21 protein-coding genes are annotated in these 21,067 nt (G+C 69.0%); 11 read left to right on the top strand and 10 right to left on the bottom strand.

All coding sequences use genetic code 11. From position 1 onward, the window contains the following. The first annotated feature begins 26 nt into the window (after nt 1–26). The 4 genes from ACTWQN_RS01070 to ACTWQN_RS01055 all read left to right on the top strand — a co-directional run bounded on the left by ACTWQN_RS01070 (nt 27) and on the right by ACTWQN_RS01055 (nt 4,732). Entirely contained in the window at nt 27–1,247 is a 1,221-nt protein-coding gene (locus tag ACTWQN_RS01070; protein ID WP_443201369.1) for an FAD-dependent oxidoreductase, read from the top strand. After that, nucleotides 1,244–2,332: a cupin domain-containing protein gene (locus ACTWQN_RS01065; RefSeq protein WP_443201368.1), complete on the top strand. Its 1,089-nt coding sequence runs from the start codon at nt 1,244–1,246 to the stop codon at nt 2,330–2,332. The genes ACTWQN_RS01070 and ACTWQN_RS01065 overlap by 4 nt, the downstream gene beginning before the upstream one ends. A gap of 11 nt (nt 2,333–2,343) precedes the next feature. Further along, nucleotides 2,344–3,213 (top strand): fumarylacetoacetate hydrolase family protein, encoded by an 870-nt coding sequence (locus ACTWQN_RS01060; protein WP_443201367.1) that lies wholly within the window; start codon nt 2,344–2,346, stop codon nt 3,211–3,213. Nucleotides 3,214–3,361: 148 nt separating this feature from the next. Beyond that, nucleotides 3,362–4,732, top strand: a complete 1,371-nt coding sequence (locus ACTWQN_RS01055) for an MFS transporter (protein WP_443201366.1) — start codon at nt 3,362–3,364, stop codon at nt 4,730–4,732. A 64-nt stretch (nt 4,733–4,796) separates the two neighbouring features. Here the strand turns inward: ACTWQN_RS01055 and ACTWQN_RS01050 are convergent, their stop codons facing one another. Both ACTWQN_RS01050 and ACTWQN_RS01045 read right to left on the bottom strand, forming a co-directional pair. Then, the gene (locus tag ACTWQN_RS01050; protein WP_443201365.1) at nt 4,797–5,600 is read right to left on the bottom strand and encodes an SAM-dependent methyltransferase; all 804 of its coding nucleotides are present in this window, start codon (nt 5,598–5,600) and stop codon (nt 4,797–4,799) included. A gap of 178 nt (nt 5,601–5,778) precedes the next feature. Beyond that, entirely contained in the window at nt 5,779–6,309 is a 531-nt protein-coding gene (locus ACTWQN_RS01045) for a DUF302 domain-containing protein (RefSeq protein WP_443201364.1), read from the bottom strand. Nucleotides 6,310–6,488: 179 nt separating this feature from the next. On the opposite strand from ACTWQN_RS01045, the gene ACTWQN_RS01040 reads away from it, so the two are divergent. From ACTWQN_RS01040 to ACTWQN_RS01020, 5 genes are all read left to right on the top strand, one after another. Beyond that, nucleotides 6,489–7,433, top strand: coding sequence for a LysR substrate-binding domain-containing protein (locus tag ACTWQN_RS01040; RefSeq protein ID WP_443201363.1), 945 nt, complete (start codon nt 6,489–6,491; stop codon nt 7,431–7,433). 70 nt (nt 7,434–7,503) lie between these two features. Then, nucleotides 7,504–7,980 carry a Rieske (2Fe-2S) protein gene (locus ACTWQN_RS01035; protein WP_443201362.1) on the top strand — a complete coding sequence of 159 codons (477 nt, stop codon included), beginning with the start codon at nt 7,504–7,506 and terminating at the stop codon, nt 7,978–7,980. After that, entirely contained in the window at nt 7,977–9,107 is a 1,131-nt protein-coding gene (locus tag ACTWQN_RS01030) for an amidohydrolase family protein (RefSeq protein ID WP_443201361.1), read from the top strand. The genes ACTWQN_RS01035 and ACTWQN_RS01030 overlap by 4 nt, the downstream gene beginning before the upstream one ends. Beyond that, on the top strand, nt 9,104–10,174 hold the full coding sequence (locus ACTWQN_RS01025; RefSeq protein WP_443201360.1) for an amidohydrolase family protein: 1,071 nt from the start codon (nt 9,104–9,106) through the stop codon (nt 10,172–10,174). Before ACTWQN_RS01030 ends, ACTWQN_RS01025 begins: the two co-directional genes overlap by 4 nt. Then, on the top strand, nt 10,174–11,040 hold the full coding sequence (locus ACTWQN_RS01020; protein ID WP_443201359.1) for an alpha/beta fold hydrolase: 867 nt from the start codon (nt 10,174–10,176) through the stop codon (nt 11,038–11,040). The genes ACTWQN_RS01025 and ACTWQN_RS01020 overlap by 1 nt, the downstream gene beginning before the upstream one ends. A 25-nt stretch (nt 11,041–11,065) precedes the next feature. On the opposite strand, the gene ACTWQN_RS01015 is transcribed toward ACTWQN_RS01020, so the two are convergent. Continuing rightward, nucleotides 11,066–12,091: a patatin-like phospholipase family protein gene (locus tag ACTWQN_RS01015; RefSeq protein ID WP_443201358.1), complete on the bottom strand. Its 1,026-nt coding sequence runs from the start codon at nt 12,089–12,091 to the stop codon at nt 11,066–11,068. A gap of 1,215 nt (nt 12,092–13,306) precedes the next feature. On the opposite strand from ACTWQN_RS01015, the gene ACTWQN_RS01010 reads away from it, so the two are divergent. After that, nucleotides 13,307–13,588 (top strand): hypothetical protein, encoded by a 282-nt coding sequence (locus tag ACTWQN_RS01010; RefSeq protein ID WP_443201357.1) that lies wholly within the window; start codon nt 13,307–13,309, stop codon nt 13,586–13,588. A gap of 138 nt (nt 13,589–13,726) precedes the next feature. Here ACTWQN_RS01010 and ACTWQN_RS01005 read toward each other — a convergent pair whose 3' ends face one another. The 7 genes from ACTWQN_RS01005 to ACTWQN_RS00975 all read right to left on the bottom strand — a co-directional run bounded on the left by ACTWQN_RS01005 (nt 13,727) and on the right by ACTWQN_RS00975 (nt 20,367). Then, the gene (locus tag ACTWQN_RS01005) at nt 13,727–14,530 is read right to left on the bottom strand and encodes an ABC transporter ATP-binding protein (protein ID WP_443201356.1); all 804 of its coding nucleotides are present in this window, start codon (nt 14,528–14,530) and stop codon (nt 13,727–13,729) included. Next, on the bottom strand, nt 14,527–15,486 hold the full coding sequence (locus tag ACTWQN_RS01000; protein WP_443201355.1) for an ABC transporter substrate-binding protein: 960 nt from the start codon (nt 15,484–15,486) through the stop codon (nt 14,527–14,529). Before ACTWQN_RS01000 ends, ACTWQN_RS01005 begins: the two co-directional genes overlap by 4 nt. A gap of 34 nt (nt 15,487–15,520) precedes the next feature. After that, nucleotides 15,521–16,402, bottom strand: coding sequence for an ABC transporter permease (locus ACTWQN_RS00995; RefSeq protein WP_443201354.1), 882 nt, complete (start codon nt 16,400–16,402; stop codon nt 15,521–15,523). After that, on the bottom strand, nt 16,399–17,241 hold the full coding sequence (locus ACTWQN_RS00990) for a sulfurtransferase (RefSeq protein WP_443201353.1): 843 nt from the start codon (nt 17,239–17,241) through the stop codon (nt 16,399–16,401). The genes ACTWQN_RS00995 and ACTWQN_RS00990 overlap by 4 nt, the downstream gene beginning before the upstream one ends. Further along, the gene (locus tag ACTWQN_RS00985) at nt 17,238–18,587 is read right to left on the bottom strand and encodes an NtaA/DmoA family FMN-dependent monooxygenase (RefSeq protein WP_443201352.1); all 1,350 of its coding nucleotides are present in this window, start codon (nt 18,585–18,587) and stop codon (nt 17,238–17,240) included. The genes ACTWQN_RS00990 and ACTWQN_RS00985 overlap by 4 nt, the downstream gene beginning before the upstream one ends. Nucleotides 18,588–18,958: 371 nt before the next feature. Further along, a complete protein-coding gene (locus tag ACTWQN_RS00980) occupies nt 18,959–19,612 on the bottom strand; it encodes a GntR family transcriptional regulator (RefSeq protein ID WP_443201351.1) in 654 nt (217 codons plus the stop codon). Between the two features lie 134 nt (nt 19,613–19,746). Continuing rightward, nucleotides 19,747–20,367, bottom strand: coding sequence for a TetR/AcrR family transcriptional regulator (locus ACTWQN_RS00975; protein WP_443201350.1), 621 nt, complete (start codon nt 20,365–20,367; stop codon nt 19,747–19,749). Between the two features lie 99 nt (nt 20,368–20,466). Between ACTWQN_RS00975 and ACTWQN_RS00970 the strand changes: the two genes are divergently transcribed. Beyond that, nucleotides 20,467–20,937, top strand: coding sequence for a nitroreductase/quinone reductase family protein (locus tag ACTWQN_RS00970; RefSeq protein WP_443201349.1), 471 nt, complete (start codon nt 20,467–20,469; stop codon nt 20,935–20,937). The last annotated feature ends 130 nt before the right edge of the window (nt 20,938–21,067 follow it).

Genomic DNA, 21,067 nt, shown 5'->3' with positions numbered 1-21,067 from the left:
CTGTGCTGATTTCCAAAGAGCTTCCCGTGATCGTCGTTGGCGCCGGGCCGGTGGGTATGACCGCGGCCGCATCGCTGGCGACCGCGGGTATCCCGACCGTGGTGATCGAGGCGACCCCGCAGCCGCAGCCGGACTGGCGGGCGTCGACCTTCCACGCGGCCACCATGGAGCTGCTGGAGCACATCGACATCACCGGCCGAATGCTGTCGGAAGGTCTGGTGGTGCCGAAGTACCAGTTCCGGGACCGGCGCGACGGGCTGGTCGCCGAGTTCGACCTGGGCGTGCTGAGCGCGGAGACCAAGTTCCCGTTCCGGCTCCAGCTCAACCAGCAGCGCCTGGTGCAGTTCCTGTTCGACCGGCTGCGCGCCGACGATCTCGTCGAACTGCGTTTCGGATCCCGCTTGGTGGCGGTCGAGAACACCGCCGAGGGCGTCGAGGCCGTCATCCAGACGGCCACCGGCGAGCAGCGGCTGCGCGGCTCGTACCTGATCGGCGCGGACGGTGCTGGCAGCACGGTGCGCAAGCAGCTTGAACTGGCGTTCGAGGGCGTCACCTACTCGGAGCGGTTCCTAATCATCAGCACCCCGGTGGACCTGCGGGAACAGGTGCCCGGCATCGCTGAGGTCAACTACGTCGCGGACCCCGTGGAGTGGCTGTTCATCCTGCACACCCCCGAGGCCTGGCGGTTGCTCTACCCGGTGCCCGCCGATGTCAGCACCGAGCAGGCCACCGATCCCGCCGAGATGCAGCGGCACCTGCAGGGCTGGTCGCCCCGGGAGGACGGATACCCGATCATCGACCACCAGATCTACAACGTGCACCAGCGGGTCGCGGAGTCGTTCCGCAGCGGTCGCGTGCTGCTGGTCGGCGATGCCGCCCACGTCAACAGCCCGGTTGGTGGCGTCGGGCTCAACAGCGGCATCCACGACGCCATGGACCTCACCCGGCGGCTGGTCCGGATCCTCGCCGAAGGCGCCGACGAGGACGCCGAGCTGGACACGTTCAACAGCTGCCGTCGGCGCATCGCGCTGGAGTACGTCCAGGCCGACACGCAGCGCAACACCGACCGGCTGCGCGAGACCGATCCGGAATCACGTCGCACCAACCAGCGGGAGCTGCGGGCGCTGGCGGCCGATCCGGACCGGGCCCGCGACTGGCTGCGCCGGGTTTCGCTGCTGGAAAGCGTGCGGAAGTTCGGCATCGGCACGCCACCCGACAAGCACGAGTTGGAAGGAGCGCAGTCATGACCGTCGAGCAAGACGTGGATCAGGAACTAGCCGCGTTCTACCGGGACCTGGACGTGGTCGACCTTGCTCCACTGTGGACGATCACGGAGCAGTTGCTCACGCCCGTCCCGCGCCCCAAGTCGATCCCGTGGTTGTGGCGCGCGCAGACGTACGTGCCGTTGGCCGAACGCGCCATCAAGCTGGTGCCGATCGAACGCGGCGGCGAGCGGCGGGTGCTGAGCCTGCGCAACCCGGGTTTGGGCGGCCGTCCCTACGCGGCGGGCACCCTGTGGGGCGCGGTGCAATGCCTGGGTCCTAACGAGAGCGCCCCCGCGCACCGGCACACCCCGGGCGCCATCCGCTTCGTCATCTCCGGCGAAGGCGTGTTCACCACGGTCAACGGGGATGCGTGCGACATGCGCTCCGGTGACCTCGTCCTCACTCCGGGAATGGCCTGGCACGACCACTCGAACACCACGGACCGGAACATGCTGTGGTTCGACGGCCTGGACCTGCCGATGGTGGAGGCCCTCGACGGCATCTTCTTCGAACCGCACCCCGACCTCAACCAGGCCGTCGAGGGCGAGCACAACCGCTCCGAACGGCAGTACGCCGACACCTGCCGCCGCTACACCTCCGGTTCGGTGCGGACCGAGCTCGATCCCACGCCGTCCCCGCTGCTGATCTACCGGTGGGCGGACACCGAGGAGCGGCTGCGGCAGGAGACGGGCAAGCAGCCGGACGCGCCTTCGGTCACCGTCGAGTACATCAACCCCCGATCCGGGGCGAGCGTGCTGCCGACGCTGGCCTGCGGCGTGCAGCGGGTGTTCGCCGGTCGCCACACGCTTCCGGTGCGGCGCACCGGGAACTGGATCTACGTGGTGCGCGCGGGCGCGGGCCACAGCGTGATCGACGGGCAGCGCTTCGACTGGGAGACCGGCGACATGTTCGTGGTGCCGTCCTGGTCGGCGGTCGAGCACCACGCGCTGGAGCAGGCGGATTTCTTCACCCTCAGCGACACCCCGGTGCTGCGGGCGTTGGGCATCAACCGCGAACAGTCCCTGGACACCCCACAAGCCATCACCGGCACGTTCTCCCCTCGCTGAAAGGACTTCTCGTGAAGCTGGCGCTGTTCAACGACTTCCGCCTCGGTGCGGTCACCGAGGACGGGATCGTCGACGTCACAGCGGCGCTGCCGTCCTCGCACGATCCCGATCCGGTCACCGCCGGATGGTGGCGCGCGCTGTGCCGGGACTTCCTGGAACTCAGGACCGATCTGGAGGCCGCCGCCAAGGCTGGCACCCCCATCCCGCTGGAGCAGGTCCAGCTGCGGGAACCGGCGCTGAACCCCTCGAAGGTCATCGCCTGCGCGTGCAACTACCGCGACCACGTCGCGGAGATGCACGAGGTGCAGGAACGCACCCTCGGCCACATCGAGTCCTGGATGATGGACTTCGACGTGTTCCTCAAGTCGCCGTCGGCGATCAGCGGTCCGACCCAGGACATCGTGCTGCCGCCGGAGGTGGTCGCGGCCGGTCAGGAGATCCACCACGAGTCGGAACTGGTGATCGTGATCGGCGCCGGTGGCAAGGACATCACCGAGGAAGACGCGCTGAACCACGTGCTGGGCTACACCATCGGACTGGACATCACGGTGCGCAGCGCCGCGGACCGGTCCCGGCGCAAGAGCTACGACACCTTCGCGCCGCTCGGTCCGTGGATCACCACCGCCGACGAGGCCGGTGATCCCGCGGACTTCGAGATCGACCTGGTGCTAAACGGCGACGACCACCGCCAGCACGTGCACACCAAGGATCTGATCACGCCGATCCCGGCGATCGTCTCCTACGCCTCGCGGATGATGACCCTGCTGCCGGGCGATCTGGTGTTCACCGGTGCCCCGCCCGGCGTCGGACCGATCACCGCCGGGGACGTGCTGGAGACGAAGATCAGCCGCCTGGGCAAAATGACGTTGGGAGTCCGCTGACGACGACGTGCACCCCGCAGCGCTGCGTCCACCCCCGCAGCGCTGCGGTGCGATTTGGCAACGGCGTCTTCGCCGCGCCGAACGGGGCTGGAATCCTGCCACTGTTCCCGCACTTTCAGCGCTAAATGGACAACCAACGGAGGTTGACATGGCTGATCGCTCGATAGACGTTCGGGCCGAACTCGATGAGGCGCCGCTACGGCCGTTTCACTGGAAGCTCGTCGGACTGGTCTTCCTCGCCATCCTGTTCGACGGCTACGACATCCTGGCGCCGTCCTACGTCATCCACTTCGTTTCCAAACCGTGGGGCCTCACCCCCGCCCAGTCCGGCCTGCTGGTCTCGGCGGGCCTGGTCGGGGTGATGATCGGCTCGTTGACGCACGGCGTGGTCGCCGACCGGATCGGCCGACGGCCCACCATGATCGTCGGGCTGCTCATCTCCGGGGTGTTCAGCCTGCTGACCGCCACCTCCGCCAACTCGTACGAGAGTTTCATCTTCATCCGGCTGATCACCGGTATCGGTCTCGGTGTGGTCATGCCGCTGGGTACCGCCTACATCAACGAATACCTGCCCAACCGCAGCCGGTTCCGGTTGGCGACGTTGTCGGCGGCGGGGTTCTCCCTCGGCGGGGTGCTCGCCTCGATCCTGGGCATCTTGTTCACCGAGCAGTACGGCTGGCAGTTCCTGTTCTACTTCGGGTCCATCGCGGGTCTGGTCGGTCTGCTGTTCATCGCGGTGTTCCCGGAATCGACGGAATACCTGGTGTCGCGCGGCAAGACCGAACGCGCCGCCGCGCTGATGTCCAAGGTGCGCCCGGATCGCGCCGCGCTCTACCGCGAACTCCCGTTCGCCCAGCTCGTGAAAACCGGGCGACAGCGCGGTGATTGGCTGATCCCGCTGCGCAGGCCCTATGCGGTGGCCACGATCGCGCTGTGGGTCTCGGCGTTCTTCCTGCTGTTCATCAACTACGGGCTGTCCAGTTGGACACCTAACCTGATGATCGAGCGCGGCGGGAACTTCGCGCTGGGCTTCGGTTTCGGCGCGGCACTGCACAGCGTGCCGTTCGTGGGCGGGATCGTCTGCGGCTACGTCGCCGACCGTTGGCTGGGGCGGCGGTTGAGCCTCGGCGTCTGGTGCGGGCTCGGTGCGCTGGTGACGTTGAGCGTGGTGTTCACGCACAACGCGATCCTCAACATCATCGCGATCGCGCTGGCCGGTTTCTTCCTCATCGGCGGGCAGTTCATGCTCAACAACACCTGCGCGATGACGTATCCGGTGAACGCGCGCGGCACCGGAACCGGCTACATGCTGGGCGTGGGTCGCCTCGGCGGGATCCTCGGCCCGTACATCGGAGGCGTTGTCCTCGGTGCTTCCGGCGGCAACACCAACGTGCCGTTCATCGTGGTGGCGATCGCGGCGGTGCTGACCATGGTCGCTGCCGCGTTCATCCTCGTTTCGCAACCGGCAGGTCAGGACGCGGCGGTCGCCGCCGCGAGCCCGGAGCCGTCCAAGCCGTGACGGCGCCGGGTAGTGGGTGCCGGTACTGGCTCCAGCTCCGACCAGTACCGGCACTCGCTTCCGTTCAACTGGCGCGTTTGCTTCCGAGGCCGCCGAAGAAGATGTAGTTCTCCGGGTTGTCCAGGGTCTCGTTGTCCGGCCGCCACTGCGGCACGAAGACCGCGCCGGGATCCACGAGCTCGAAGCCGTCGAACAGACCGGTGATCCAGGCGCGCGACCGCGCCACCGCCGGGTTGCTGCTGGTCGCGTACAGCGCTTCCAACTTGCTCATGTCCGCCGGTCGGGCGTCGCCGGTGGCGTGGGTGATCGCCAGGTAGCTGCCCGTCGGTAGCGCCTGGCGGTATCGGGCGACCAGCTCGGCCGGTCCGGCGCTGTCCGGGATGAAGTGCACGAGGGCCAGCATCAGCAGCATGATCGGCTCGGAGAAGTCCAGCGAATCCCTTGCGTGCGCCAGCAAGTCGTCGGGTTGGCACATGTCCGCGCGGATGATCGAGGCGTGCTCGTTGTCCTGCAAGATGAGTTTGCTGTGCTCGACGGCGACCGCTTCGTTGTCGACGTACACGACCCGGGCGGCGGGGTCGACCTCTTGCGCGATCTCGTGCACGTTGCCGACCGTCGGGATGCCCGAGCCGATGTCCAGGAACTGGCGCACACCGGCGTCCAGGCCGAACATGACCGCACGTCGCAGGAACGAACGGTTGGCGCGACATGCCACGTCCACGCCGGGGAACACCTGCTTCGCCTTCGCGGCGAACTGCCGGTCGACCGCGAAGTTGTGGGCGCCACCTAACAGGCAGTCGTAGACCCGCGCAGCGCTGGGGGTATCGAGGTCGGCTCCGTCCGGGATCCAGTTCGTGTCGCGGTCCAACAGTGGTCCATTCTCGCCGAAGGTGGGTGGGTTGTGCTGCGGATGCTCGCGCGGGTGCGACACCTGGCGCAGCACGGCGAGTGCCGCGAGATGATCACCTGCGGGCGGTGACTGTATAGCACCGCGAGCGACCGAACGACTACACCCAGCAGTGGGAGCACGCGGTTTTCCTTCGGTGCTACGCCCGGGTCGGCCAGTAGCGGGCCACGTCCACGCCGAGGTGGTCGAGCAGCGCGGCGACCTTGTCGTCCAGTTCCCGCCCGACTTCGGTGATGGCCGGGTGGCCGAACCCGTCGAAGACGGTGCTGGGCTGGTCGATGGCGAAGACGGCGCGGCCGTCGTCGTCGCTGTAGAGCAGCACCCGCAGCGGTGCGTAGAGCAGGGTCGCCGGGTGGTGGCGGAACATCCGTTCGGCGATGGTGTGGTTTCCCATCAGGTATTCGACGCAAGGCCGCTGGTGGCCCGCCATCGCCATCAGCGTGGTGGTGTCGAAGGTCGTGAACAGCACGAAGTCGTGCGGCGCCTGCGCGGCCACGGCTGCCTTGACGTCATCCCAGGTCGCGCCGGTTTCGCCGAGGCAGAGCACGGCGGCGCGGTCGAAACCGGGGACGGCCCTCTCGAACGCGGACCGGAACTCCGCGAAGCCCTTTCCGGTGGGGATTTCCAGGCGCGTCATGGTGTGCTCGGTGGCGTGGCCGTCCGTCGACATCGTTGTCTCCTCCTCCACCGGATCGCCATTGAATGGCTTGCAGACCAAACCGATGTGCAGCCGATGGTAGGCGTCGGGTAGCGGGTCGGCGACGGACCGCGACCCGGCTCGACGTGGCTTGACACGCCATCGCGGGTGAGGATGAATGACCTGGTGGCGATGATGCTGGGACGGACCTCATGAAGGAACACGGGTCCTCCCTGGCCAACCTCGACCTCAACCTGCTCGTTTTCCTCCGCGAACTGCTGCGCGCCCGGAACGTCACCCGAGCGGCCGAGCGCATCGGAGTCACGCAACCGACCACGAGCGCCGCGTTGGCCCGGCTGCGCAGGCACTTCGACGACGAACTGCTCGTCCGGCGACGGGGCGGCTACGTGCTGTCACCGCTGGCCGTGGAACTGGCCGCCCAGATCGAGCCGCTGTGCGAGGCGGCGGAGCGGTTGTTCACCACCGCGCCGTTCGATCCGGCCACCACTCGGCGCGAGTACAAGCTGCTCATGCCGGACTACGTGCTCGACGCCATGGGGGAGGCGGTCTCCCGGGCGCTGCACGCACAAGCACCGGGGGCGAAACTGCACGTCATGCTCGTCACCGGCGCCCTGCCCTCGGACGCGGTGGAGGCGCTTCGGCTCATCGACGGGCTGGCCTCGGCGCCGACGCCCGGACTGCGGCTGTCCGGACTGCGCTGCGCGGAGCTCTTCCGCGACCGCTGGGTGTGCGTGGTCGACGCGGACACCGTGCCGACCAACCGGACGCGGCTGGAGACCGCCGAACTGGAGCGCAGGCCGTGGGTCGTGCCGCACCACCCCGGCGGCGACTACCCGCCCACCGCGCCGCTGGCGCCGCTGATGATGGCGCTCGCGGTGAGTCCCGAGGTCGCGGTGCGGGTGGACAGCTACCGCGCCACGCCGCACTTCGTCGCGGGCACCGACCGCGTCGCCGTCATCCAAGAGCGGCTCGCGCGCCGGTTCGCCAACCGGACCGATCTTCGGATCCTCGAATACCCCGGTGAACCCGAGCCGATCGTGGAGTGCCTTTGGTGGCACGAGAAGCACGAGGCCGACCCGGCACACCGCTGGATGCGTGAAACAGTCCGCGCCGCCGCCCAGAATTCGGGGCCATAGAGCGCATCGATGGTCCGCATCCCGAATTTCTTCTTCCGGATCGGCCAATGCTGTTCCTAATGTCGAAATCATGAAAATCGTGGTGGCCAGGCTCGACGAGTTCCCGCCCGGGGAGCGCAAGCTCGTCCAGGCGGGACGCCGGTCGATCGGTGTGTTCCGGATCGGCGACCGCTTCTACGCCCTCAACAACTTCTGCCCGCACCAGGGTGGTCCGCTGTGCGTCGGCCGCACGAAGCCGTGGGTCCAGTCGTCGGCTCCGGGCGAGTTCCAGATGGTCGGGGAGGAGGCGCTGGTCGCTTGCCCTTGGCACGGTTGGGAATACGACCTGGCGACCGGCCAATCCTTCCTCGGACCGGGCGAACCGCCCGTTCGCACCTACGACGTGACCGTCGAATCCGATGAGCCGTCGGCTGAGCCCAAGGGTGGGCGGATGCCCGGCCCGTACGTCGCGGAGACCTTCCCAGTGCACGTCGAAGACGCCTACGTCGTGGTCGACACCAGCCCCCGCCCGGTGAGGCCGGGCGCCGCACCCGGAGGTGAGAAATGACCAGCACGGCAGCACCCCAGACGCCCGTCCGCGCCGGTACTCGGGCCGCTTACACGATCGTCGATTCCGACATCCACCCGCACGCGTTGGCCCGGGACATCCTGCCCCGGCTCAGCGCCCAGCACCAGCGGCGGTGGGAGATGTTCGGCAGCCGCGTGCCGGGACCGCCGGAGATCTACCCCCGGGTGCGCAACGCCGGTTTCCGGCTCGACTCCTGGCCGGAGGGCGGTTTCCCGGGCAGCGACCTCCAGACGATGCGGGAGCAGCTGCTCGACGAGTTCGACATCGATCACGGGATCCTCATCCCGTTGCAGGGGCACAGCTGGGGCGTCGAGGAGCCGGAGTACGCCGCCGCGCTCTGCCACGCCCTCAACGACTGGCTCGTCGAGGAGTGGCTGGACCAGGAACCGCGGCTGCGCAGCTCCATCGCGGTCTCGATCGAGACGCCGGAGTACGCGGCCGAGGAGATCCGCCGCCGCGCCGGGGATCCGCGGTTCTCCCAGGTGTTGCTGTCCACCGGCGGCGAGTCGTCGTTCGGGCGGCGCAGGTACTGGCCGATCTACGCCGCGGCGGCCGAAGCGGGCCTGCCGATCGCCGCGCACACCGGTGGGCTCGAACAGCACCGGGGCGCGGGCTGGCCGTCGTTCTACCTCGAAGAGCACGTCTGGAACGGCAACACGATGGCCGCGCTGGTGATGAGCATGCTCTGCGAGGGCGTCTTCACCGAGTTCCCGTCGTTGCAGGTCGTCTGCGTCGAAGGCGGGATCGCGTGGGCGGGACCGCTGATGTGGGCGCTCGACGAGGCTTGGGGCCAGCTGCGCGAGGACGTTCCGCACCTGCGCAAGCCGCCGTCGGAGTACATCCGCGAGCACATCTGGTTCACCACCCAGCCCATCGAAGAGCCCGATGACCCCGCCCAGCTGGAAACGGCGCTGCGGCACATCGGAATGAGCGACCGGATCATGTTCGCCTCCGACTACCCGCACTGGGACTTCGACTCGCCTCGACTCGCCCCTCGGCTGCTGCCAGCCTCGATTCGTGAACCGGTGATGGGCGTCAACGCGTGCCGACTGTACGGACTCCCAGAACGAAACATGCCGGAACGAAACACGGAGGTTTCCCGATGACCGCGCCCACCGTGGTCGGTGCGATCGACATCGACGTGCACTGCGCGCCAGCGTCGTTCCTCGATCTGGAGCCATACCTCGACGAGTACTGGCGCGGCTACGTGCTCGACGCGGGAATGTCGTTCTCGCCGACGCAGGGCGGCGCGTACCCACCGCTGGCGCCCACGAGCGCTACCCCGGTCGCCCGCGCGGCCGGGACCTTCCCGCCGCACACCGTGGACGAGCTGCGCGCGCAGCTGCTCGATCCGCATGCGCTGCACATCGCGGTGCTCAACTGCACGACCTCGTTCCACTGCAACCGAAATCCCTACTACGAGGCAGCGCTGACCCGGGCGGTCAACGACTGGCTGATCGAGGAATGGCTCGGTCGCGACGACCGGCTGCGGGCGAGCATGGTGGTGCCGACGCTCGACACGAACGCCGCCGTCGCGGAGATCGAGCGGATCGGTGATCACCCCGGGATCGTCCAGGTGCTGCTCCCGACCCGGACCGACACGCCGTGGGGCAACGTGTCGCACCGGCCGATCCTGCGCGCCGCGGCGCAACGCGGTCTGGTGGTGGGCCTGCACGCCTGGGGCCGGGTCGGCAACGCGCCGATCTCCAGCGGTTTCACGCACACCTATCTTGAGGACTACCTGAGCAATTCCCAGGTCATCGTGCAGGCGCAGGTGACCAGCCTGGCGACCGAGGGCGTGTTCGCCCAGCTGCCCGACCTGCGGGTCGCCCTGCTGGAGTGCGGGTTCTCCTGGCTGCCCACGCTGCTGTGGCGGTTCGACAAGGACTGGAAGGGGGTCTGGCGAGAGGTGCCGTGGCTGGACCGGAAGGCCTCGGAGGTCGTTCGCGACCACATCCGGCTCTCGACCGCACCCGCGCATCTCCCGCACGACCCCGTGCAGGTGCGGGAGGCCCTGGATCTGCTCGACGCGGGGGCGGTGCTGATGCACGCCAGCGACTTCCCGCACGACCACGGGGACGCTGGCGGGCGGTTGCTCGCCGCGCTCACCGACGCCGAGCGAGATGCGGTGCTGCGCGGCAACGCGCTGGAGTGGTACGGGTTCGACCGCTGATGTTCGAGGGCTTCCAGACCCGGGACGTGCGGACGTCGGCAGGGGCGAGTATCCGGGTGCGCGTCGGCGGCAGCGGCGCACCGGTGCTGCTGCTGCACGGCTACCCGCAGACTTCTGCGATGTGGCACCAGGTCGCGCCCGGCCTCGCCCGCGACCGGACGGTGGTGGTGGCCGACCTGCGCGGCTACGGCGACAGCACACCACCGCCGGAGGCGGTCGACGAGGTGGCCGCGTTCGGCAAGCGGGCCATGGCCGCCGACCAGGTGGCGGTCATGGGCGAGCTCGGTTTCGACCGGTTCGCCGTGGTCGGCCACGACCGGGGAGCGCGCTGCGCCTACCGGCTGGCGCTCGACCACCCCGACGCGGTGACCGCGCTCGCCGTGCTCGACATCCTGCCCACCGCCGACGTCTTCGCCCGGGTCGACGCCTCGTTCGCCCGCGCTGCGTGGCACTGGTTCTTCCTCGCGCAGCAGGGCGATCTGCCGGAGCGGCTGATCGCCGCGGACCCGGACGCGTTCTTCCTGCGCGGCGCTGGCGAGCTGTTCGCGCCCGAGGCGCTGGCGGCCTATCGCGAGGCGTACCACCGAGCATCGGTGATCCACGCGATGTGCCAGGACTACCGCGCTGGTGCCAGCGTCGACGTCGCCGACGACGAGGCCGACCGCGGCCGACGCCAGATCGCCTGCCCCACCCTGGTTCTGTGGGGCAGGCACGGACCGCTGGGCCGCGAGCCCGACGTCCTCGACGTCTGGCGGCGGTGGGCTCCGCACGCGCACGGCCGAGTGCTGGAGTGCGGGCACTACCTCGCCGAGGAACGACCGGTGGAGACCCTGGCCGATTTGCAGGAGTTCCTGCGGAGTTGCTGACGGCCCGCGCGGCAGCGGTCGGGGTTCAGTCGGTGCCGATCTTCGGTCGAGGGCTCGCATCGAGCTTCGTCCGAAGATCGGCGCGCGCGGCCTGGCCGTTGCGGCGGGCCAGGAACCGGTCGACGGCGTCGCGTCCGTTGCGGATCAGCTCGTCCCGACTGGCCTGGTCGATGTCGAATTCGGTGATCCCCACGTCCGAGGTGTCGATGGTGATCATCCGCTCGCGGACTTCGGGGCGGCTGAGCTGGGTCTGGTCGTGCCCGACTACCGCGGTGATGAGCACCTTCTTGAGCAGCTCGAACGGCGGTGGCAGCGGCATGCCGAGCCCCGGGAACACCTCGCCGATCCCCTTGGGCAGGTCGGGGAGCAGGCGGATGCCGAAGGTGGGCCAACGGGGCAGAACACCGTCGGTGCGGTCGAAGATCTCGACGGCGAAGTTCGACAGCACCGCACCGTCGACGATCAGCGACACCTCGCCGGTGACGGGATCGATGAGCCGCTGCGGTTCGAAGAACAGCGGCAGCGACATCGACATCCGCACTGCCTCGGCGACCGACTGGGCATCGGGGTCCAGGTGGAGCAGGTGGTAATCCCACGGCAGTCGCAGCAGGCGGCCGTGCGTGATGTCGGTTACCAGCACGACGAGTTTGTAGTGCTGGTCGGGCGGCAGCTTGGCGTCGTCGCCGTCGGTTTCGCGGCGGAGATCGCCGAACGTCGTGACACCGAGCGCGGACAGCTCGCGATCCAACCAGTCCCGCAGGTAATCGCCTGCGTAGGCGCCGCTTCGGGTGAGCAGCGCCAAACCTTCGCTGAGCACCGGCAGCCCCGGCCGCCGCCGATCGGGGATGCGCGACAGGTCCAGGCGGCCCAGGTCGCTGCGGATCCGCGCCGCATCCGCCCCGGCCGCGGCGAGCGCACCCACCAGCGCGCCGACGGAAGTCCCGGCGATCCGGGGGAAGCGGTAACCGTGTTCCAGCAACCGGATGACGGCCGCGACTGTGCCGAGCCCCTTGACTCCACCGCCTTCGAGCACGAGATCCGCCTGCGGCATGCTCGCCCTTTCCGTTCACCCGGCACCACGGCTGCGGACCTCACGATGCTGCATCGCCATCGCCGTCGCCGAGCAACCGCCCAGGAAAAACCTGAACAGGTGGTCGCCGACGGTCCGGGCTGGCGCGGGGTCGCCGCTGCGGTTGTCGGAACAGCTCTTTGAGTGCTGCGCAACGTCCTCAGTGGACGATCGGATTCATGCCGAGCCGCCGGACCGCGCGGAACACCCGATGCCCTCCGCTCCGTCCCGGTGCGACGGAGCGGAGGGCCCCATTCGGGTGATCTTCGCGGGTCGGTACGCACGAGCCCGCGACACACCGGGGGCCAACACGTGGTGTCGATATGTGCTCATGCAACTACCGGCCGTAAGCTTGCGGCGGTGGCGACGGTCTGGGGGGACACCGTGCGCCACCGCCGTTGGGAAGGGAACCGACCCTCCGGTGGCTGCAGGGGTGGGCCCCGGGGGTCGGCCCCCGAAAGATCGGGGCGGGGGTTTGATCGCGGCTGTGCGAGGCGGTCGCGATCACTCCCAGGCGCAAGCTACGCGTTGTCTGATCGGGTGTCCTGTTGAACCGATCAGCCTTGGGCGAGTCGGTACCTGCCCGTGCCGGGACGTGCCGCGGGCCGCTGGCAACCGGATACACCTGCCATCGGCTGTCTGCTGACCTGTGTCAACGCCTGATCCGCCGGACCCAACCCGGCGCCTGGCCGCACCGCGGCGGGCGGTGGAGAGTCGTCCGCGAGGCACGCCTGGCGATCGGGTTGCGCCAGCTCAGCAAGGTCGCCTCACCCGATCGGCTGGTTTAGGTGCCGCCTGACCCCTTCGGGGATGCAGAGGCGCGTCTCGACCCCCGCGTCCGGGTCGACGAGGTGCGGGTCTGAATCGCTCAACAGTGTCAGCGGGCGGCCCGCTAGTCTCGCTTCGGGTGACCGGGGGAGGATCGAGACGGGCCGCGCGTTGGCGCCGAGTTGGCCCCGGCGCGAACTCCGGGCGCCGCGCCCCGCACCCGGGCTCGCGGCCGGGCGATGGCGTGAAATCCGCTCGATCGGAGGACAGGGCCGCAGCACGCTGCACGAATGCCCCTGTCGTGGGGGCGTTATCGCCGCGCTGCCCGATCCGTGGCCGCTGCGCGTCCTGCCCGGGCCTGCCGGGTGCGGTACTACTCGGCAGGCATCTCGCTGGTCCCTCCCCAACCCACCCCGGAAAGGTTGGCGCATGAGCGTGGCTGATGTGTCTTTCGAACGGTATCCGCAGTCGGGTGTGGTGCGCGTGCGTGAGCTCATGCGGCGCTGCGCGGCCACCCACGATCACGCCGAACGGGCGGCCCTGCTGGAGTGCATGGCCGACGAGCTCGACCGCGCCGCCGACGGCGCGCCGCAGGAACTGGCCATGGTGCTGCACGGACAGTCAGGCATGGTGCGGTTCTTCGCCGATCTGCAACGGCGCGACCGGGCCAGGCACGCCACCGCCAGCATCGCCCGCGACCCGCAATCGTGACCTGCCAAGGGTTTTCGCACCACGAGCAAGTCCGGCACGGCGCCAGCTGGCGCTGACCGCAATTGCGCGTATGCCGGACCGCGCGTCGGCCTGGGCTGAAATCCGTTGCTGTGGCAGGAAATCCGGTGCTGCTCGGGATCATTGCAGTGCCGCGAGGCCGAGTGCGTCGGAGATGGCGTCGTAGAGGTCGCGGTATTGCGGGGTGAACCGCAGTTCGCGGGTGTTGCGCGGTCGGTCGAGCGTGACCCGGAATTCCGCGCGCACGCGTCCGGGCGCCGGGCTCATGACCACCACCCGGTCGGCGAGCAGGAGCGCTTCGTCGACGTCGTGGGTCACGAAGATCACCGTGGTGCGCAACGTTTCCCACAGCAGCAGGAATTCCGCGCCGATGCGCCGCCGGGTCAGCGCGTCCAGCGGGCCGAACGGCTCGTCCATGAGGAACAGCACCGGGTCGGCGGCGAGCGTTCGCGCCAGTGCGACGCGTTTGCGCATTCCGCCGGAGAGCTGGCGGGGCAGGTAGTCGGCGAACTCGGCGAGACCGACCTGTTCGAGCAGTTCGCCGATGCGCTGGTCCTGCTCGGTCCGGCTGCCGCCCGCGATCTGCAGCGGGAACCGGACGTTCTCGTGCACGGTGCGCCAGGGCAGCAGGGCGTCGTTCTGGAACAGCATGCCCACCCCGGCGGGCGGCCCGGTGACGGTGTGCCCGCCGATGCGAGCGTGGCCGGTCGCCGGTTCGACGAGACCGGCCACGGCCTTGAGCAGCGTCGACTTGCCGCACCCGCTCGGGCCGACCAGGGCGACGAATTCGCCTGCGCCGACGCTGAGTTCGGCTCCGTCGAGGGCGAGATGACGACCGCCGCGGGTGCGGTAGGCGACGCGCAGGTCGTGCACGGCGACCTCGGCTGGCCGGGACGACGCGTCGCGTATTCCAGACGTGGTCATGGTTGTCCCAAGAGGCTGAAGTCGAAGGCATCGGTGAACGCCGGGATCTTGTCCTGCTGGGTCTGTCCGACCTGCACCAGCACCTGGGTGGTGTCCCGGTAGGGGCCCTCGTCGATGGTGAGACCGGCCGGTGCCTGGTCGAGCGTCGCCGTCAGCACCGCGCTCACCACCTGGGGGCTCAGTCCGGGTGCTTGCTTCTGGGCCGCGGCCAGCGTGCTCGCCGGGTCCGTGCTCGCCCGGTCTTGCGTGGCGCGCAACGCTTTCAGGAAGGCCTGCATGGCGGGCTTGTGGTCGTCGACCCAGGAGGATTTGGCGATCACGGCGAGGGCGATGTAGCGGAACGACGGCTGCCACGTCACGGTGAACTTGCCGGACTGCACCATGTTCGTCAGCAGCGGATCGCTGACCATTCCGGCGGCAGCACCGCCCTTTTCGATCGTGGCCTGCATGGTGGCTCCGGTTCCGGCGCTCACCACGTGCAATCCCTTGTAGGCGATCCCGGCCTCGGCCGTGGCGCGCTGGAGTTCGGTGTCCGACAGGCTGCCCGGCGCGGTGACGGCCACCGATTTGCCAGCGAGGTCGGCGACCTGAGCCACCGGCGCCGAGGTCGGGCTCACCAAGGAGTACGGCGGGTTTTCGCTGACCACCGCGTAGCCCTTGACGTCCAGCCCTTTGGCCCGGTTGTTCACGATGTGCTCCCCCGCGCCGACGAAGGCGTCGATGCTCCCGCCGGCCAGTGCCTGAACGGCGTCGGAACCGCTGTCGAAGCAGGTCTTCTGCGCCCGCAGCCCGTCCGGCAGGCCGCCTCGGTCGATGGTGAGCGCGGCCAGGCCGATGCCGCCGCAGACGATGCCGACCCGGATGGTCGGCGGTCCGGCCTCGGCGGAGCAGCCGGTGGCGAGTACGGCGGTGACTGCCAGCACGGTGGTCCACCGCCTGTGCTTGGTGCGGGCCATGGTTCGTTCCTCACGATCAGGTGCGGGGGAGCGGTCAGTGGTGGTGCGGTACGCGGCGTTCGGCCCACTTGAGGAGCTGGTCGAGGACGATCGCCAGCACCGTGATCACGGCCAGTCCGGCGAAAACCCCGGTCACGTCGAGCAATCCGGAGGCGTACTTGATGTAGTAGCCCAGACCGGCGCTGGCGGCGATCATCTCGGCGATGACGGCGCCGATGAGCGCGATGCCGATGGACAGCCGCAGCGCGGTGATCAACCACGGCACGAGTGCGGGCAGCACGATCCAGTACGCGGTTTGCCAGCGCCGGGCGCGAAACGAACGGGCCACGTCGAGCAGGTCGGTGTCGATCTCCCGCACGCCCTGGTAGACGTTGTAGAAGATGACGAACAGGACCATCGTCACGACCATGGTGATCTTCGACAGCAGACCGACGCCGAACCAGACGATGAAAAGCGGTGCGAGGGCCACTCTCGGCAGGCTGTAGAGCGCCATCACGTACGGCAGCAGCCATCCGCTGAGCAGCCGGGAGAATCCGAGGACGACCCCGAGCAGCACGCCGATCGGAACACCCACCAGCAATCCGATGGCCACCTCGACGAGGGTTTGGGCCAGGTGCGGCCAAAGTTCACCGCTGATGACCAGTTCGATGAGTCGGCCGACGATCGCGGTGGGCGAGGACACGTAGAACGACGGGACGATCCGGTCCGAGGCGAGTTGCCAGGCTCCGAGCACGACGACCGCCACGGCGAACCGACCGGCCAGGACGGCGCGGCGGAAGCGCACCGCCTGCCTGCGGTCGCGTTCGAGTAGTTCGTCCCCGACGGCGGAAACCCGGCCGGAGACGCCCCGGTCGCCATCTCCGGGCGGCGCGGCGTGCTCGACGGGCGTCGTCCCGCCGGAACCGCGGCCGCTCACCGGCGTTCCTCCACTATGGACGGTTCTGCGCCGGTCGCCACCGGGCGGTCGGGATCGGCGCTCCACGCCGAGAACGAGCCGACGTACAACGGCGCCGTGCTGCCGAGGTGCGCCAGGACCGCGACCCCGAACGCACCGGCCACACCACCCCCGCAGGACATGCCGGGAACCGGTGCGTCGGATGCGGCGAGTCCGTAACGCGCGCGCAGCTCGGCGGCGTCGCGCAAGGTGCCATCCGGGCCGAGCGCGCTGCTGGAACTGATGTTGCGGGCCTGCGGGATGTGTCCGGCGCGGAACGCGTCCTCGGCTCGCGCGTCGATCAGCAGGTGCCGGGCCGCCAGCGCGGCGGCTCCATCGGTGTCCAGCTCGGGCAGCGCGCCACCGCGCAGCGTCACATCACCGGGGCTGACGTGCTCGGCCAGCGCACCCGTTGGCCGACCGGCAGCGGTCCAGGCCCGCAGCCCGCCGTCGAGGATGCTGACCCGCTCCAGGCCCGCCCAGCGCAGCACCCACCAGGCCCGGGCCGCGACCAGCCCGCTGCGATCGTCGTAGACGACCACGGTGGAGTCGTTGCGCAGACCCCATCGCCGGGCGGCGCGTTGCAGTTCGTCTACGCGGGGCAGCGGACGTCGCCCCTGGATGGGCGGGGCGTCGGTTCGGGCGAGTTCCGTGACCAGGTCGACGGCGACCGCGCCGGGCAGATGACCGGCCGGACCGTCCGGGCTCGTGCCGTCGGGTTCGCGGTGCACTTCCAGCAGTCGCACATCGTCGCGGTCGTCGTCGAGCAGGTCGGCGAGTTCGGCGGCGCTGACGAACACCGGCACGGCTGGCGCGCTCATTCGGACACCGCCGAGGTCGCGGTTGCGGCGAACCGGTTGCGGGGCCGGGACAGACCGAGGTGATCGCGCAACGTCGTCCCCGCGTACTCGCGGTGGTGCAGCCCGCGGCGCTGCAACTCCGGGACCACGAGGTCGACGAATGCCTCGATGCCGTGCGGCACCCGCGGCGGGAAGATCATGAAACCGTCGGCCGCGCCGGTGCTGAACCACTCCTCCAAGACGTCGGCCACCTGGGTCGGCGACCCGACGACCTCCTTGAACAACCCGCCGCGCACCAGGGATGCGGTGACCTCCGCGACCGTCACGCGCTCGTGCCCGTAGAGCTCGCGGGCCGACTCGACGAGCTGGCTCGCCTCCGGCCCGAGACCGGCGAGTTCGACGACATCCCCCAGCGGCGCGTCGCCGCGCACCTCGGCGAGATCGGTGCCGAGCACTTCCGACAGCTGCGCGCGCCCAGCCGCTCCGGTCTCCAGCAGCCCCTGCAGCGTCGAATAAGCCTCGTGCGCCGCGCGTTCGGTCGGCTCGACGTACACGGCCACGCCCGGAACGATGAGCTGATCGGAACGTTCGCGGCCGTACTTGGCCAACCGGCCCTTCAGGTCCGCGTAGTAGGCCTGCGCCTCGGCCAGCCCCAGCCGCGACGAATTGGTGAACCGCAGATCCGAATACTCGGCCCCGAGTTCGCGGGAGCGTTCGGAGGCGCCCGCATTGACGATCGGCAGCAGTCCCTGCACCGGGCGCTCGACGTTCAACGGCCCGTCGACCGAGAAGAACTCGCCCCGGAAGTCGATGCGGTGCACCCGCTCGGGAGCCACGAACCGACCGGTGGCCGGGTCGGCGACGCGGGCGTCGTCTTCCCAGCTGTCCCACAGCAATCGCAGCACCTGGATGTACTCGGTGGCCCAGTCGTAGCGGCGGGCGTTGTCCCAGTGCTGCTCCCGGCCGAAGTTGCGGGCCGCTTCGACGTTCTTGCCGGTCACGATGTTCAAACCCACCCGACCGCGGCTGAGGTGGTCGATGGTCGCCGTCGCCCGCGCGACGTTGTACGGGTCGGAGTAGGTGGTGTTGATCGTGGTGATCAGACCGATCCGCTCGGTCACCCCGGCGATGTTCGCGGCCAGCGTCAACGCCTCCGGCCGCAGCACCTCGTTGGGCGCCGCGAACTGGGAGGCGGTCAGCCCCACCAACCGGTCGCCGATGAAGAAGAAGTCGAACACCCCGCGCTCGGCGGTGCGTGCGGCTTGTTGCAGCAGAGCGGGATTCGAGTTGCCGCCGCTGTCGGATCCGGGAATCCGCCAGGCCGCGGGATGAAAACCAGTCGGCCAGATGGTCAGGCCGAGATGCATGCGTCGAGAAGGTTCGGACATTTCGAGAACTGCCTTTCGGCACGAGGAAAGCAGCTGCCCAACGTTGGGTGCCGCTACGACGAAGCTGAGGGAGAACCGGAAAATCGCGCGCAAATGACCTTTGGGCGAGGCCGCTTCATCGGCGGCCCGAATTGCGGTTCAGCCGCGACACAGACAGCTGGTGACCAGCAACAGGTCCACGCACCGACGCCGGACCAGCAGGATGGTGCTCGAAACCGCACCTCGGCTCGTGCACCCGGACCGGCGCACGTCCACCAACCCCTCGGTCATGCGCCTCCTCCCGGACACGAGATCAACGTATACGAACGTATACGCGGGGTAGATGCGGGTCAACGGCCCGAATACCCGTCTCAGCCAGTGGACAGCCGGACGAGGGTCGCCACGCGCAGATCGCGCATCCGCGTCAGGTGCGCGGACATCGCCGCACCGGCACGCTCACCAGCCCCGTCCCGCACCGCGTCGAGCACCGCCTCGTGCTCCTCGACGGTCCGATCGACGACCTTCGCCACCGAGCGGTCGGGGCGGTACACCGTCAGGAGGGCGTCGAGCTGCTCCAGCGTCGAGGCGATGACGTCGCTGCGCGCGGCGGCCCGCAGCGCGCGGTGGAACTGCTCGTTCAACCCGGCATGCGTAGCCGGGTCGGTGGCGTCGCGCCGGGCAGCCAGCAGGTGTTCGAGCCGTTCCAGATCGACGCTGCCGCGCCGCTCGGCGGCCAGCGCGGCCGCGGTCGTCTCCAGCGGGATGCGGGCTTCGTAGATCGCCAGGATCTCCTCGGCCGAGCGCTCCCGGACCACGAACCCCCGGGACGACCGCTCGATCAGCCGGTCCTGCGCCAGCCGGGCCAGCGCCTCGCGCATCGGCGTCCTGGAAACCCCGTACATCTTGCCGAGCGCGGTCTCCAACAGCACCGTCCCCGGCGGGAACCGCCCGCTGAGCAGATCCGACTTGACCCGGAGGTAGTGCACATCGGCCGACGACCCGCTGCTGACGCTGTCCGCGCCCAACCGTTCCTCCCGCCTCCACCGAATTCCGGGAGGTCAGCCTACCTGCCGCCGGATCGCGCCAACCCGGCCACGACGCCAGTGACCGAGGTGCGATCGCGTCCGCGGCCAGGCTGAACGCATCGCAGGCGTGCGGATCAGAACTTCGGGCAGTGGTCTCGCACCGGTGCTGCCGACGGCAGTCGGCTGGTCGTGCCTCCTGGCGCGAGTCCGTCGACCAGCAATTCCAAATAGCGCCGCCACCCGTCGGATCCCGGCTCGAACGAGGGCAACGTGCCGACGAGCATCAACACCAGTCGCGGGGTGTCCTCGGGAACCAGATCTGCGCGGAACACCCCCGCTTCCTGCCCGCGCCGGATCAACTTGCTCACCGGCTCGAAGAACCGCCATGCCAGGTCCATCGTCAGGGCACCGACGTTGGACGCGACCGACAGTGCGATCTGCTCCTGCGCCGCGCAGGACACGCCCGCTTCCAGTGCCAGCAGCACCGCTTTTCGCAGGTCGGGTTCCTGCTCGGCGCACTTTAGGGCTGGCGTGATCAGGTCGGTGAACCGTTGATCCAGCACGGCCCTGACCAGGTCCTCCTTGCTCGGGAACCGGCGGTAGAGCGTGGCTATGCCGACCCCGGCCTCAGCGGCGATCTCCTCCATGGACACGTTGGGGTCGCCTCGGCTGAACACGACGTGCGCGGCCTCGACGATGCGTCGCAGGTTGCGAGCCGCGTCGGCCCGGAGGTGCTGCCGAGACGTTTCAGGCACGCCGCATCCTAGCAAATGATAAGACCCTATCGATTGCTGCTACAGTCCTAAATGATAGATGGCAATCAGTTGTTGTGCCGATTCGAAAAGGACTGCCACATGGCCTTCGACCGGACTTCGAGCGGGACGCGCGGTGCGCGCGTGGGCGCCGCCATGTTCTTCATGCGACTGCTGCGGCCGCTGCTGATCAAGGTGCATCGACGCACCGGCAACACTTTCCAGGGGATGGATCTGCTGTACCTGGAGACGGTCGGCGCCAAATCGGGCGAGCAGCGGAAGAACCCCGTCGCGTACTTCGCCGACGGAGATGCGCACAACGCCTGGTTGATCGTCGCGTCACTCGGCGGCGCTGCGACCAATCCCGCCTGGTACCACAACCTCGCGGCACATCCGGACCAGGTGGTGGTCGAGATCAACGGGCGTCGGCATCGGGTCGTCCCCGAGCAGCTCCACGGTGACCGCCGGGACGAGGCGTGGCAGCGGATCATCGCCAGCCAACCGCGATACGCGGCATATCAGGAGAAGACGGATCGGGTGCTGCCCGTCATCCGGCTGTCCCGGGTCGACTGAAGTCGCAGCGCGGTCTGGGCACGCGGCGTCCACTGTGGTAACGCGTTCTTGTCTGGAACGGCAAGCGCGGCAGTGGATGTCCGGATTGGTCGGTTTCGGTGGTGACGAACCGGACATCCGGTGCCGAGAG

The organism is Saccharopolyspora antiqui, from assembly GCF_052246905.1.
Classification (GTDB): domain Bacteria; phylum Actinomycetota; class Actinomycetes; order Mycobacteriales; family Pseudonocardiaceae; genus Saccharopolyspora.
The sequence above is the reverse complement of the archived record's forward strand: the minus strand, read 5'-3'. Positions and strand labels throughout refer to the sequence as shown.

Bases quoted from the DNA above. Each gene is read 5' to 3' on its own strand.
- ACTWQN_RS01065 (WP_443201368.1), top strand. From the start codon at position 1,244: ATGACCGTCGAGCAAGACGTGGATCAGGAACTAGCCGCGTTCTACCGG.
- ACTWQN_RS01055 (WP_443201366.1), top strand. From the start codon at position 3,362: ATGGCTGATCGCTCGATAGACGTTCGGGCCGAACTCGATGAGGCGCCG.
- ACTWQN_RS01045 (WP_443201364.1), bottom strand. From the start codon at position 6,309: ATGTCGACGGACGGCCACGCCACCGAGCACACCATGACGCGCCTGGAA.
- ACTWQN_RS01040 (WP_443201363.1), top strand. From the start codon at position 6,489: ATGAAGGAACACGGGTCCTCCCTGGCCAACCTCGACCTCAACCTGCTC.
- ACTWQN_RS01035 (WP_443201362.1), top strand. From the start codon at position 7,504: ATGAAAATCGTGGTGGCCAGGCTCGACGAGTTCCCGCCCGGGGAGCGC.
- ACTWQN_RS01030 (WP_443201361.1), top strand. From the start codon at position 7,977: ATGACCAGCACGGCAGCACCCCAGACGCCCGTCCGCGCCGGTACTCGG.
- ACTWQN_RS01025 (WP_443201360.1), top strand. From the start codon at position 9,104: ATGACCGCGCCCACCGTGGTCGGTGCGATCGACATCGACGTGCACTGC.
- ACTWQN_RS01020 (WP_443201359.1), top strand. From the start codon at position 10,174: ATGTTCGAGGGCTTCCAGACCCGGGACGTGCGGACGTCGGCAGGGGCG.
- ACTWQN_RS01015 (WP_443201358.1), bottom strand. From the start codon at position 12,091: ATGCCGCAGGCGGATCTCGTGCTCGAAGGCGGTGGAGTCAAGGGGCTC.
- ACTWQN_RS01010 (WP_443201357.1), top strand. From the start codon at position 13,307: ATGAGCGTGGCTGATGTGTCTTTCGAACGGTATCCGCAGTCGGGTGTG.
- ACTWQN_RS01005 (WP_443201356.1), bottom strand. From the start codon at position 14,530: ATGACCACGTCTGGAATACGCGACGCGTCGTCCCGGCCAGCCGAGGTC.
- ACTWQN_RS01000 (WP_443201355.1), bottom strand. From the start codon at position 15,486: ATGGCCCGCACCAAGCACAGGCGGTGGACCACCGTGCTGGCAGTCACC.
- ACTWQN_RS00990 (WP_443201353.1), bottom strand. From the start codon at position 17,241: ATGAGCGCGCCAGCCGTGCCGGTGTTCGTCAGCGCCGCCGAACTCGCC.
- ACTWQN_RS00985 (WP_443201352.1), bottom strand. From the start codon at position 18,587: ATGCATCTCGGCCTGACCATCTGGCCGACTGGTTTTCATCCCGCGGCC.
- ACTWQN_RS00970 (WP_443201349.1), top strand. From the start codon at position 20,467: ATGGCCTTCGACCGGACTTCGAGCGGGACGCGCGGTGCGCGCGTGGGC.